The sequence below is a fragment of the Pseudomonas sp. EB271-G4-1 genome (assembly GCF_058791355.1).
Map to the genome: position 1 here is coordinate 23,146 of NZ_JBYTEO010000016.1, position 13,156 is coordinate 36,301.

The following is a 13,156-nucleotide window of genomic DNA, read 5'->3' on the forward strand; positions in this document are numbered from 1 at the left end:
CTGAAACGGAAACAGCATGCGGTATCGCCGTCTCGACCTGAACCTGTTGGTGGCCCTCGACGCCTTGTTGAGCGAATGTAGCGTCAGCAGGGCCGCTGAACGATTGTGCCTGGGCCAGTCGGCGACCAGTTCGGCACTGGGACGCTTGCGTGAGCATTTCAATGACCCGTTGCTGGTTCAGGTCGGGCGCCGCCTGGAACCCACTGCCCTGGGGCTGGAGCTGTTGCCCAAGGTGCATGAAGCACTCGCCCTGACACGGCAGATCATCGATGCACCGGTGAACTTCGACCCAGCCACCTGTACTCGGCAATTTACCCTGGTGGCTTCCGACTACGTGGCCGGGGTGCTTTTTCCAGCGGTCAGTCTTGAGTTGGCGCGCGTCGCGCCCGGCGTGCGTTTGAGCCTGCGCGACTTGCCGGTGCCACGCGACGGAGATGTGGTCAGTGAAGCGCTCGATTATCGGCGTAGTGACTGTGTGATCGTGCCGCAGCGCCGCTTGAACGCGGATTATCCCCATGTGCCGTTGATGAGCGACCGGTTGTGTTGCATCGTCTGCGCGCAGCAGCCGTTCGCCGAGGGTTTGAGCCTGACTGCCTATTGCGCTGCCGACCATGTGGTGCGCGAGTTTGCCGACGGGCGAAACCTGGCGCTGGATGCCCTGCATCTCCATGAGTTGGGCATTCATCGACGCGTGGCGGTGGCGCTTGAAAGCTTCGCGTTGATGCCGGAGTTCATCGTCGGCACCGCGCGAATCGCCACGGTGTTTCGCCGGCAGGCAGAGCGTTTCGCCCAGCGGTATCCGCTGCGTATTCAACCTGCACCTTTGGCCTTTCCCGAGGCGGTGCAGGTACTGCAATGGCACCCGTACCAGGAGCGAGATCCGGCGCTGATGTGGTTTCGCGGCCTGTTGTCGGAGCAGGCCGCGGCGCTTGATCAACCCGCCGGCTGATCACCGGTATCGGCCACCAACCCGGCCTGGTCGATGGCCTGCACAGCGCAACGCTCATCATTGTCCGAGGTGTCACCGCTGACGCCGATGGCGCCGAGAATCAACCCCGCAGCATTGCGAATCAGCACACCACCCGCCACCGGAATGACTTCGCCGCCGGTCAAGCTGTTGATCGCATCGAAGAACGCCGGCATGGCGTGGGCGCGCCGTGCCAGTTCTCGTCCGCCGAAACCCATGCCCAGGCAGCCACGCGCCTTGCCCGTGGCGATTTGCGGGCGAAGGAAACTGGCCTGTTCGTCGCGCAGGACCGCCAACGGATGACCTGCCACATCCAGCACGACGACGGCCAAGGGTTTGATCCCGGTTTCTTGAGCGATCCGGATCGCGCTGCTCGCGATGTGAGTGGCGGTGAGCAGATCAAGTGTGTGCATGACGTCGATCCTCATAGGGCCCACTTGCCCAGTTGGGCAACACGGTCGCGGGTATACAGGTCCGTCCACTTCAGCGAGTTGAAGTCAGACACTTGCTTGGGGTTGTACGGGCTGCGTTCCAAACGCACCGGTTGACCGGCCTTGTACACGGCTTTGAGGCGCGAGCGGTCTTGAAGGATACGGATGTCCTGCAGAGGCGAGCCGTCGAGCAACAGGAAATCCGCTTGTTTGCCCACTTCCAGAGTGCCAATGGTTTCGCCGCGCGGCATGCAGCGCGCACCCACGGCGGTGGCGGCATACAACGCTTCGGCGGGCGTGAAGCCCAGCCGAGTGACCAGCAGTTCCAGCTCGCGAGCGTGCCATTCGCCGTACGGCGTCACGGCAAAACCGCTGTCACTGCCACAGGCGAAGGGCACGCCGGCGGCCTTGGCACGCTTGAGCACCGCCGAGCCGATGTCCAGTGTGCGTGCGCAGTAACCGGCGTAGCCGGTGCTGATGGCCGGGTCGTGAGGCTGGCAAAAATCCACGGTGTTTTGCGGGAACGTCATGGTCGGCGCGAGGATACTGCCCGCGTCGAGCAAGGCCTCGATGCAGTCGTCGTCCATGTAGAAGGCGTGGAACACCAGGTCGACGCCGGCGCGTGCGGCATACATCACCGCTTCTCGGCCATAGGCATGCGTCGCCACTTTGCAGCCCAGGCGGTGGGCTTCTTCAACCATCTCATAGGTTTCTTCAGCGGTGAATGCGGCAATGATTTCGCCGTTCGGGCGGCGGTGGGTGCCGTCCATGGCAATCTTGATCAGGTCCACGCCATCCTTCGCCTGCTTGCGGATTTCTGCCAAGGCTTCGCTGCGGCTGGTGACCAGGCGCGCAGTGAAATATTCCGGGGCGCCCACGCGGCTGGGAAACCAGTCATTGAGACTTTGCCGATTAGTGATGACCCGGCTGCTGGCCGCGATCCGCGGGCCCTCGAACAGGCCAGCGGCAATCGCATTGCGCACTGAGATACTGAGCTGGCCACTATCGCCCGGGCAGACCATGCTGGTCACGCCAGCGGCCAACACATGTTGGGCGAAGAACATGCCGCGCAGCGCGCGGAATTCGTCGCTGGTCCAGATATCGATATCTTCTTCGCTCTGCGCGTTGCCGAACGCCAGGTGGGTATGCACGTCCACCAGACCCGGCATGACAAAGTCATCGCCCGCGTCCAGAACGGTGTCACCCGGTTGTGGCTGCGGCGCCAGGGCCGTCGGGCCGACATACGCCAGCAGGCCGTTTTCCACGACCAGCGTTTGCTGTTGGCGGGTGTGCAGGCCAGTGCCGTCGAACAAGGTCTGGCATTTGAGGTGCAGGGCATTCATGGCGTTTTCACTTTGCTGATGGTTATGCAACGCGAGGCTAGGGCGCGGCCATGGTCGCGACCAGCAACTTGCATCAATGCTCGGGTATTGATGGCGTCGATAGGTGCTCAATCCACGGTGGCCTGACAGCCACCTGGCTCTGGAAGATGTCCCCAACCCCCTGTGGGAGCGGGCTGGCCCGCGATGGTCGTTAACGATAACGCGGGTTGCCTGAATGAACGCGTCGCCCAGCCGTTTTTCGCGAGCAGGCTCGCTCCCACAATTGACCGCGGTCCCCTGTAGGAGCTGTCGAGTGCAACGAGGCTGCGATCTTTTGATGTTCACAAGCCAGATCAAAAGATCGCAGCCAGTGGCAGCTCCTGCGGGTCGCGGGAAGAACATCAAGGGCCGGGTATCGCGAGTGACGATGGCTGGCATCGTGATCGACGATTTTTTATGCGCCGGTGCTCAAGTCTAAGGTGCGCGCTCGTCACCCACAGAGAGCAATCCCCATGACCATCGCAACTGCAAGAACCGAACTCCTGGCACTTGAGCGGGAACGCCGCCGGGCATTGGTTGAAGAAGACTACCCACGCGTCGCCGAGCTTTTCGCCGATGACCTGGTGTATGTGCACACCACTGGACTGGTGCAAGGCAAGGCGGACTATCTGGAATATGCAAAAAGCGCCGTACAGTACCTGGAGATTGAGCGTGGCGAGTTGCAGATCCGCTTCTACGGCGAACACTTGGCGGTGATGACCGGCACGCAATGCAACACGTTACGCAGGCGCGTCGGCGATCAGTCGATTCGCGGTGACGGGTTTGCCACGCAGGTTTGGACATTGGGTGCCAAGGGCTGGCAGATCAGCTCGTTTCATGGGACACGCGCACCTACATGTGGATAGATTGGCACCACACAAAACTGTAGGAGCCGGCTTGCTGGCGATGGCGATGCTGATGTCGCTATCGCTGGCAAGCCAGCTCCTACAGGGGGGGGGTGATTGTGGGCATGACCTGAATCTGTAGGAGCCGGCTTGCTGGCGATGGCGATTGTGAAGCTGATGCCGCCATCACCTACAAAGGATCGGTCAAGCCGTGTGCCCACCCAGGGTTTCGGCGATCCAGTCGGCGATGTACTGTCCGGCGTTGATGCTGTTATCAAAGCTGGAATGCTGCACACCCCCTTCACGTTCGGTGAAGATCTTCAGTTCACGCTTGGGGCTGTTGACCAGTTGCTCGTAGGTACGGTGTGCCCACTTCAGCGGAATCTGTGAGTCCTTTTCACCATGCGTCACCAGGAAAGGCACCTTGATACGATCCAGCACACCGTCCAGGTGCACGTTTTCGGCGATGGCCATGAACTCATCCATGTCTTTTGCACCCCACACCCACTGCACGTGCGCCCAGTAGTGCGGTACCGGGAAGCTGCCTTCTTTTTCCAGGCGGCGCTTTTGCACATCGCGCCAATCATGGTTCGCGCCCCACACCACACCGCAGGCAAACCGTGGCTCGAAGGCCACCGCGCGCGGGCAGTAATAACCGCCAAGAGAGACGCCCTCCAGACCGATGCGCTTGGCGTCCACGTCGCTTCGGGTTTCCAGCCAGTCGACCACGCGGCTGGCCCAGTGTTCGCTGTCGTAACGCGCGATCAGGTTGTGCAGGCGCAGCGCTTCCCCCGTTCCGGGTTGGTCGATGATCAACGACGAGATGCCGCGTTTTGCCAGCCAGGCGGGCAGGCCGACGCGGTATTTCATTTCCTTGGTCGAATCCAGTCCATTGACCTGCACCAGGATCGGCGCGGGGCCGGTCACGCCTTCGGCCCGCACCAGCAACCCGGAAATATGTTTGCCCTCGTAGGGGATTTCAACGCGCTCGCAGTTCTCCCGCGACAGTTCGATACCGCGTTTGAAAGTCTGCAAAAAGCGCTGGTACAGCTCGCTGCGACCCGGCGCGCCATGCGCCTGCAAGCGCTCGCAGGTGAGGTAGTAGGTGGCGGCGCGGTTGTATTTTTCGCCAGCGGACAGCAGCCGGCCTTTGCTTTCATCTTCCTCGGCCAGGCCACAGAGTTTGTCGGCCATCTTCGCCCAGGTTTCGCGGAATGCCTTGGTGCCAGCGGCGTCAGGCTGCTGGGCGGCTTCCTGCAGTGGCGCGCACATCTCTTCGATTTCGCCCATGCGGGCACCCATTTCGATGGCCAGGTTGACTGAGAGATTCCACACGTAATTGGTCGGGAAATAACGGAACATGAGGGTTGTTGTCCTTGTGGTTGCCTTGAACATTCACAAGGCACGTTAAGGACGCCCCGGCTAATTGACCAATCGCGACTCGGGATGAGAGGTATCGCGAGCGGCGATAGGATCGCGTTCCAGATGCTGGATGAACTCGCTGATGCGCTCACGCAGCCAGCGATGCATCGGATCGCCGTCCACGCTACGGTGCCAGAGCATGACCTCGCGCATGACCGGAATCTTCACCGGAGGATTGAGGATGCGCAGTGGCAGGTGCTGGGCGTAGAGCCGCGCCAGGCGCTGGTGCATGGTGGCGATGCGTTGGGTGCCGACGACCAGTTGCGGCAGGGTGTTGAAGTCGTTGGTGATGACTTCGATACGGCGGTTGAAACCATACTGGTTCATGAACCATTCTTCGATGCTCAAGTGCCGGGTGCGACCAAAACCGACGGAGACGTGGCCCATGTCCATGTACTGCTCCAGGCTTAGGCTGTCGCCGACCTGGGTATTGCCGTCCCACACCACGCAGACGTGTTCTTCCTCGAACAGCAGCTTGTGGGGGTGGCCGTCGATGATGTAGCGCTCAGGCACGATCATCAGGTCGACCTCGCCGCGAATCAGCAACTCACCGGAATTGTCGCCAGGGCCGAGCATCTCGAACGTGATGTTCGGGGCTTCCTGATGGATCTTCTGAATCACCTGGGCGAACAGCACGCTGATCAGGTAATCCGAGGTCACCAGGCGGAAGTGGCGTTTGCTGGTTGTGGGGTCGAACACCGGCTTGGCAGTGATCGAGGATTGAATCGTCAGCAGTACTTCGCGGATCGGTTTGGCGAGCTCCTGGGCGTAGGGCGTGGGTTGCATCTTGCGCCCCACCTGCACCAGCAGCTCGTCTTCGAAATAACTGCGCAAACGCCCGAGCACGCCACTGGTTGCGGACTGCGTCATGTGCAGGCGTTCGGCGGCACGGGTGATGTTCTGCTCTTCGAGCAGCACATCGAGTGCCACCAGCAGATTGAGATCCAGGTGGTTGAAACGCATCAGGCAGGCCCGCTGTTGTATTTATTTTGACGATACATTCCGGTGAATTCATCGTCTCGTCAACCCCGTTTGTGCGCCGTTCCCCTGCGCATTCAGGTATCGCGTTTGCCGATAGGTCGCATCCCCACTCGCGATTAGTCAGCTGCCAAATCCCACGTCAATCTTCGCCGCAGTCGGACCTCTGGCCGACACCACCACCGGATTCCATGCCTCGCTTATCGGCCTTGTCGAGCGCTCGGCAGCAGTCTCCGGATCATAATTTCAATGGAGTGGTAGCCATGAACATCATTGGCCTTGATGCCCTGATTTTTGGCGTCGATGACATCCAAGCCTGTACCGATTGCCTGCGTGACTACGGCCTGGCGCCAGTTGACGTCGACAGCCAGGGCGGGCGCTTCGAAGCGCTGGACGGCACTGCCGTGATCATTCGTCGAGCGGACGATCCGAACCTGCCGGTTGCGATTGGCCCGGCACCGTCGATTCGCGAAACCGTCTACGGCGTTGCCAGCGCGGCGGACCTCGACGCCATCGAAGACGAATTGGCGCGCGACCGCCAGGTCTCTCGGGAAAACGGCGTGCTGCACAGCGTCGACGACATGGGCTTCGCAATCGCCTTCCAGGTCACCGTGCGCAAGGCTTATAACGCTCCGGATGACCTGACCAACGCCGCCGGCCACTCGCCGCAACGGCCGTTGAACCAGCCGGGCATTACGCTCGATATGAGTGCGGTGCCACGCACCTTGTCCCACGTGGTGTATTTCGTTCCCGACGCGGCCAAGGCCGAAGCGTTCTATGCCGAACGCCTGGGCTTTCGGACCACGGACACCTTTATCGGTGCCGGGCCGTTCATGCGCCCGGCCGGTTCCGATGATCACCACTGCCTGTTCATGATCCAGACCCCGCCACACATGAAGGGCTGCGAACACTTCACCTTCCACATGGGCAGTGGCACCGAAGTGCTGTTGGCCGGCACACGTTTCGAGCAAAAGGGTTGGACCAGTTTTTGGGGGCCTGGGCGCCACCTCTTTGGCTCCAACTGGTTCTGGTACTTCAACAGTCCGTTGGGTTGCCACATTGAGTACGACGCCGACATGGACAAACACGATGACGCCTGGGAGGCCCGTCGCGCGCCGTTATCAGCGGATAACTCGCAGCTGTTCCTGTTCAACTCGAAAGAAAAATGGGCACCCGGCGGCCCGCCACCCAAACAGGGTTGAATACGGATGTCAGCCATGAGCCGCAGCGATTTCCCCCTGTGCCGGATAGACGAACTGGTGGAAGGGCAAGCACGCGGATTCGATCCATTGCAACGCGGCAGGGACAGTGTCTTTGCCTTGGTGCACGAGGGGCAGCTGCGGATTTATCGCAACAGTTGCCCGCACCTGGACGTACGCCTGGAGTACCGCAAAGACCGTTTTTTATCCGCCGACGGCCAGTTGATCGTCTGTTACGCGCACGGCGCGCAATTTCTGCCGAGCAGCGGTGAATGCGTCTACGGCCCCTGTCTGGGCCAGAAGCTGGAGGCCTTGGCGTGGCGTGTGGAGGAGGGCTGGCTGGTGCTGCAAATGCCCGGCATCCGGATCGCGCCGCCAGCCGTCGAGGTATCGCGTTTGGAGATACATCGCATCCCTACTCGCGATTAGTCAAATCCCTGCTTTGACGGGAAGCTGGACCCAACGACGCAGTGCCCGACGCTGCATCGAATCACAAGAATAACAAGTGAGAAAACCATGAGTGCAGTGAACAAAGTTCTGATCGTGGGCGGTGGCATTGGTGGCTTGTGTGCGGCCATCGCACTGCGGCGCAAGGGCATTGAAGTCGATCTGATCGAGCTCAAGTCAGAGTGGACGGTGTACGGCGTCGGGATCATCCAGCAAAGCAACGTGGTCCGCGAGATGGCCAAGCTGGGCGTGCTCGACGGTTACCTCGATGCGGCGTACGCCTTTGAAGACGTCGCCATTTATGGCCCGGCCGGTCAGCAGCTGGCGCGCATCCCGGGTCAACGCCTGGCAGGGCCTGCATACCCGGCCAACGTCGGTATTTCACGCCTGGCGCTGCACAAGGTCCTCAGCGAAACGGCGCTGGAGCTCGGTGCTCAAGTACGCCTGGGGCTGAGCGTGGAATCCTTGAAGGACACAGGCGACAGCGTGGATGTGCTGTTCACCGATGGCAGCAGTGCGGTCTATGACCTGGTGGTCGGCGCTGACGGTCTGTTCTCCAAGGTTCGCGATCTGCTGTTCGGCGACACCTACACACCACGCTTCACCGGCCAATCGGTGTGGCGCTATAACTTCCCGCGCGCGCCGCAGATCGACCACCTCGCCAACTACCAGAGCGCCGAAGGCAATGCCGGCCTGGTGCCGCTGGCCGGTGACCTGATGTACCTGTTCCTCACGTCCCACGAACCGTCCAACCCGTGGATGGACCCTACGACCCTGGCCGAACAGATGCGTCAGCGCTTGCAGGGCTTTACCGGCCTCATCGGCGAACTGCGTGAGCAAATCACCGACAGCAGCCAAGTGGTCTACAAGCCGATGGAAGTGGTGTTCGTCGACGAGCCCTGGTATCGCGGCCGCGTCCTGCTGATCGGCGACGCCGCCCACGCGACCACGCCGCACCTCGGTCAGGGAGCCGGCATGGCGATTGAAGATGCCATCGTGCTCAGTGAAGAACTGACCCGCGACGGCAGCATCGAGCAACAACTGCAGCGCTTCATGGAACGCCGTTTCGAGCGCTGCAAATACATCAGCGAAAGCTCGGTGCTGGCCGGTGACAAGGAAATGCAACACGACCGCGAGTTCGACCGCATTGGCCTGGTCAAGCAGATGCTCGCGCGGACGGCTGAGCCCATCTGATTCACCCGCAGCAGTTACCACTATAAAAACAAGAGGTTAACGCGATGGTTAGTTCCACGACTGCGACGCTTGCGCGCCGCCCGGTCAGCACGTCTGCACCCTTTGCTTTCAGTCTGGCCGCGGCCCTGGTGCTGTGCAGCCAGGCGGCCCATGCCTTTTCGGTGGATACCGGCAATCCGGATTTCAACCTGCGTTGGGATAACACCGTGAAGTACAGCGCTGCCTGGCGCACGCAAAATCCCAGCAGCAAACTGACCGAGGGCCAAGTGGCACTCAACCAGGACGACGGCGACCGGGCCTTCAAAAAGGGCTTGATTTCCAACCGTACGGACATCCTTTCCGAACTGGATATGTCGTTTAAAAATGTCGGCGCGCGCCTCAGTGGGGCCGCCTGGTATGACACCGAATACCAGCAGGACAACGATAACGACGACCCGGCAAGGGCCAACGCCCGTTCCGTGGCCTACGACGAATTCACCGACGACACTCGCCATCTGCATGGCGGTAAAGGCGAATTGCTTGATGCGTTCGTGTACTGGAACGGCGAGCTGGGTGATCACGCCACGTCCCTGCGTGCCGGTCGCCACGGGTTGATCTGGGGCGAGAGCCTGTTCTTCGGGGCCAACGGCATTGCCGGTGGCATGGCGCCGGTCGATGTGGTGAAGGCGCAGTCCGTACCCAACACCCAGTTCAAGGAAATCACCCGGCCGGTCAGTCAGCTGTCGGGGACTTTTCAACTGACCGACGACGTGTCGCTCGGCGCCTTCTACCAGTTGGAATGGGAAGAGACGCGCCTGCCGGGCGCCGGCAGTTACTTCTCCACCAGTGACACCATTGGTGAAGGCAACGAACGCTTGATCGTGGGGGCGCCGTTTCCAGCGTTTCTCGGTGGCAACGCCAGCAGCCCGGCGGCGTTCTTCCATGGCAATGACAAGGAAGCGAAAAGCTCGGGGCAGGGCGGCTTGCAGTTGAAGTACAGCGCCGAGACGGTCGAGTACGGCCTGTATGCGATCCAGTACCACGACAAGACCCCCAAGCTGTATCTCAAGCCGTCGACCGGTACGCCGAACTTCAGCACCGGCCAGATCGGTGAGTATTACTGGGTGTACCCCGAGGATATTCGTGCTTTCGGTGCCAGTTTTTCCACCACGATGGACGAATACAGCTTCGCTGGCGAAGCCTCGATGCGCTGGAACATGCCGCTGGTTTCCAACGGCCAGACCGTCCTGCCCGGCGTGGTCGCCGACAACGATGACGATGCCCTGTACGCGGTCGGCCGCACCGCTCACGTCAACCTCAACGTGCTGGCCTCGTTCGGACCGAACTTCCTTGCCCGGGAATCGGGACTGGTCGGTGAGATCGCCTGGAACCGCCTGCTGAGTGTCACCAAGAACCGTGCCGCCCTTGACCCCAATGCCACCGATGACGGCCTGGGATTCAAGGTGGTCTACACACCAACCTACCGCCAGTTTTTCTCCGGCATCGATATCAGCATCCCCGTCGGCCTCAGCTATTTCCCGCTGGGCAAATCGGCCGTTGTCAGCTCCTTCGGCCCGGACAACGGCGGCGACATGAATATCGGCATCACCGCGACCTACCTGGATCGCGTCACCGCCGGCCTGACCTACACGCATTACTACGGCGCCGAGGACACCAACCTCAACGCGCTCAGCCAGTTCAATTACAAGCAATCGCTGAAAGACCGGGACTACCTGGCTTTCTCCGTCAAGACCACGTTTTAAGAGGACTTGCGCATGACCCACAACAAGAAAACCCGCGCCTTCACGCTCAAGGCCCTTGGCTTGGCACTGCTCGGTAGCCTGGCCATTTGCAGCCAGATGGCGAGTGCCGCATCGGCTGAAGACGCCGCCAAACTGTCGAAAAACCTGACGCCTTTCGGGGCCGAGCGCGCCGGTAATGCCGACGGCTCCATTCCTGCCTGGGACGGTGGCTACACCAAGGTCGATCCTGCGTTCAAGGAAGGCGGCAAGCGTTCCGACCCGTTTGCCGCAGACAAGCCATTGTTCAGCATCACCTCGAAAAACCTTGCGCAATACGCCGGCAAACTCAGCGATGGCACCAAGGAAATGTTCAAGCGTTTCCCGGACACCTATCGCATCGATGTGTACCCGACCCGTCGCACAGCCGCGGCGCCGCAGTGGGTATATGACAACACACTTAAAAACGCCACCCGCGCCAGACTGGTCGACAGCAGCGCCGGCCCCGTGCCTGAAGGCGCCTTTGGCGGCATCCCGTTCCCGATCCCGCAAAATGGCGCAGAAGCCATGTGGAACCATCTGTTGAACTGGCGCGGTACCTCGCTATCGATGCATTTCCGTCATTACCTGATGACCGCCGACGGCAAGCAGGTCATGACCACCGACGGCCAGGCTATCCAGGAGATGCCGTATTACTACCAGGAAGGGACGCCGGAATCCTTCGCCGGTGACTATTGGCTGTTCCGTCTGCTCAACGTCGGGCCGCCGTTGCGCGCCGGCGAGCAGATCATGGGCCGCACCAACATCAATGGCGACCTGTCCCAGGCGCACGTCTACCTGACCGGGCAACGCCGCGTGCGCAAGCTGCCCAATGCCTGCTGCGATACGCCGACACCGGCGACTGCCGGGGTGATGTCGTTCGACGAGTTGAGCGTGTTCCAGGGCCGCATGGACCGCTTCAACTGGAAACTGGTGGGCAAGCAGGAGATGTACATCCCCTACAACACCAACAAGGTCCAAGCCGCCGGCAAACCTGAAGACCTGTTTCTCGCCCACCACATGAACCCGGACTACGTGCGCTGGGAATTGCACCGGGTGTGGGTGGTCGAGGCCGATCTTGCACCGGGCAAGCGTCACCAGTTGCCGAAGGGCCGCTACTACCTCGATGAAGACACCTGGCAAGCCATGTTGGGCGACCGCTGGGACGCCAACGGTCAACTGGCCAAGACCCTGTGGTCGTTGCCGGCGGTCCTGCCGGACCTGCCCGCGCAAGCGCAATTGTCCTCGGGTTTCTATGACCTGACTTCCGGCGCCTGGTTTATCCAGAACGTCTACACCGGCCAGCCTGAGCAGTACGGCATGGTCGATCGCTACAAGGCCTCCGAGTTCTCGCCGGCGGCGATGGCGGGTGCTGGCGTTCGTTGAAACGGACGGTGAGTTCGGCCGGATCGTGGCTTGCGCAGCGTGATCCGGTTTCAAACGGTATTTCGAGGTCGGTATGAACAGATTCTGTCAGGTGATTGTTCGGCTGGTGTGGCTGATGGCGATGCCGTTTAGCCTGGCGCACGCCGAGGCGGTGGGTGAGGCACTCGACACGCCGGCCATGCAGGCACCGCAAGCGAAATCCGCAGTGCTGCTGGACCTGGCCCGGGCGGGTGCGCGGCTGGTCGCGGTGGGGGAGCGGGGCATCGTGCTGCTTTCCGATGACAACGGCGTCAACTGGCGGCAAGCCGTCGTGCCGGTTTCGGTCAGTCTGACGGCCGTGCAGTTTGTCGACGCCAATACCGGCTGGGCTGTGGGGCATGCCGGTGTCGTGCTGGCTTCCCGCGACGGAGGGGAACACTGGGTTGTGCAAATGGACGGCTTGCGTGCCGCACAGCTAGAGCTGGTAGGCGCCACTGCTCAACTGCCTTCTGCGAGCGATCCGGATGCCGCAGCGGCACGTGTGCAAACGGCCGAACGGCTTGGCGCCGAAGGAGCCGACAAACCGTTTCTCGCCCTGCAATTCGTCGATGCCCGGCACGGCCTGATCGTCGGCGCGTACGGCCTGGCCTTTCGCACCGACGATGGCGGCACCACCTGGCATTCCATCATGGGGCAAATAGATAACCCGATGGGCGCGCACTTGTCTTCCATCGTTCAACAGGGCGAGCACTGGTTCCTGGCGGGCGAGCAGGGTTATCTCGCTCGTTCGGACGATGCCGGCCTGTCATTCACCCAGCTGCAAAGCCCTTACGCGGGGAGCTTCTTCACCCTGCAGATGCGCGACGACGGCGTGTTGCTGGTGGCCGGTTTGAAGGGCAATGCATTTGCCTCCCGTGACCTGGGCGAAAGTTTCCAGCCTGCCTCGGTGTCGATGCCGGTGTCTTTCAGTGACGCAGTCCGCACCGCTGACGGCCAGCTACTGCTGGTCAATCAGAGTGGTGCCTTGTTTCGCACCAACAACCAGCCCGGCGCATTGCTCAAGCCTTATGGCAAACCGCTCGGCAAGCCCGTTGCCAGTGTCATCGAAGCCGCTGACGGCAGCGTGACGCTGGCTGGTTTTACTGGGTTGACGCGCCTGTCGCCGTCAATCGCTACCGCTTCGGAGTGAG

12 protein-coding genes are annotated in these 13,156 nt (G+C 61.3%); 8 read left to right on the plus strand and 4 right to left on the minus strand.

The features are described from left to right. Window positions 1-16: 16 nt before the first annotated feature. A complete protein-coding gene (locus AC3WWR_RS10435; RefSeq protein ID WP_033043739.1) occupies window positions 17-949 on the plus strand; it encodes a LysR family transcriptional regulator in 933 nt (310 codons plus the stop codon). Here the strand turns inward: AC3WWR_RS10435 and AC3WWR_RS10440 are convergent. Both AC3WWR_RS10440 and AC3WWR_RS10445 read right to left on the minus strand, forming a co-directional pair. Then, on the minus strand, window positions 934-1,380 hold the full coding sequence (locus tag AC3WWR_RS10440) for a GlcG/HbpS family heme-binding protein (RefSeq protein WP_033043740.1): 447 nt from the start codon (window positions 1,378-1,380) through the stop codon (window positions 934-936). The two genes, AC3WWR_RS10435 and AC3WWR_RS10440, sit on opposite strands and share 16 nt — an antisense overlap. A gap of 11 nt (window positions 1,381-1,391) precedes the next feature. Further along, window positions 1,392-2,741 (minus strand): metal-dependent hydrolase family protein, encoded by a 1,350-nt coding sequence (locus AC3WWR_RS10445; protein ID WP_033043742.1) that lies wholly within the window; start codon window positions 2,739-2,741, stop codon window positions 1,392-1,394. A 491-nt stretch (window positions 2,742-3,232) separates the two neighbouring features. On the opposite strand from AC3WWR_RS10445, the gene AC3WWR_RS10450 reads away from it, so the two are divergent. Continuing rightward, window positions 3,233-3,625: a nuclear transport factor 2 family protein gene (locus AC3WWR_RS10450; RefSeq protein WP_033043559.1), complete on the plus strand. Its 393-nt coding sequence runs from the start codon at window positions 3,233-3,235 to the stop codon at window positions 3,623-3,625. Window positions 3,626-3,808: 183 nt separating this feature from the next. Here the strand turns inward: AC3WWR_RS10450 and AC3WWR_RS10455 are convergent, their stop codons facing one another. Both AC3WWR_RS10455 and AC3WWR_RS10460 read right to left on the minus strand, forming a co-directional pair. Next, on the minus strand, window positions 3,809-4,966 hold the full coding sequence (locus AC3WWR_RS10455) for an alpha/beta hydrolase family protein (protein WP_033043558.1): 1,158 nt from the start codon (window positions 4,964-4,966) through the stop codon (window positions 3,809-3,811). Between the two features lie 60 nt (window positions 4,967-5,026). Further along, window positions 5,027-5,989 (minus strand): LysR family transcriptional regulator, encoded by a 963-nt coding sequence (locus AC3WWR_RS10460; protein WP_033043557.1) that lies wholly within the window; start codon window positions 5,987-5,989, stop codon window positions 5,027-5,029. 278 nt (window positions 5,990-6,267) lie between these two features. Between AC3WWR_RS10460 and AC3WWR_RS10465 the strand changes: the two genes are divergently transcribed. The 6 genes from AC3WWR_RS10465 to AC3WWR_RS10490 all read left to right on the plus strand — a co-directional run bounded on the left by AC3WWR_RS10465 (window position 6,268) and on the right by AC3WWR_RS10490 (window position 13,155). Next, window positions 6,268-7,206, plus strand: coding sequence for a VOC family protein (locus AC3WWR_RS10465; RefSeq protein WP_033043555.1), 939 nt, complete (start codon window positions 6,268-6,270; stop codon window positions 7,204-7,206). Window positions 7,207-7,221: 15 nt separating this feature from the next. Then, window positions 7,222-7,632, plus strand: a complete 411-nt coding sequence (locus AC3WWR_RS10470) for a Rieske (2Fe-2S) protein (RefSeq protein WP_237750001.1) — start codon at window positions 7,222-7,224, stop codon at window positions 7,630-7,632. Between the two features lie 87 nt (window positions 7,633-7,719). Then, a complete protein-coding gene (locus AC3WWR_RS10475) occupies window positions 7,720-8,844 on the plus strand; it encodes an FAD-dependent oxidoreductase (protein WP_033043553.1) in 1,125 nt (374 codons plus the stop codon). A 44-nt stretch (window positions 8,845-8,888) separates the two neighbouring features. After that, window positions 8,889-10,586 carry a DUF1302 domain-containing protein gene (locus AC3WWR_RS10480; protein ID WP_432669268.1) on the plus strand — a complete coding sequence of 566 codons (1,698 nt, stop codon included), beginning with the start codon at window positions 8,889-8,891 and terminating at the stop codon, window positions 10,584-10,586. A gap of 12 nt (window positions 10,587-10,598) precedes the next feature. Beyond that, entirely contained in the window at window positions 10,599-11,987 is a 1,389-nt protein-coding gene (locus tag AC3WWR_RS10485; RefSeq protein WP_492598675.1) for a DUF1329 domain-containing protein, read from the plus strand. A gap of 73 nt (window positions 11,988-12,060) precedes the next feature. Beyond that, a complete protein-coding gene (locus tag AC3WWR_RS10490; protein WP_033043550.1) occupies window positions 12,061-13,155 on the plus strand; it encodes a WD40/YVTN/BNR-like repeat-containing protein in 1,095 nt (364 codons plus the stop codon). Window position 13,156 lies beyond the last annotated feature (1 nt).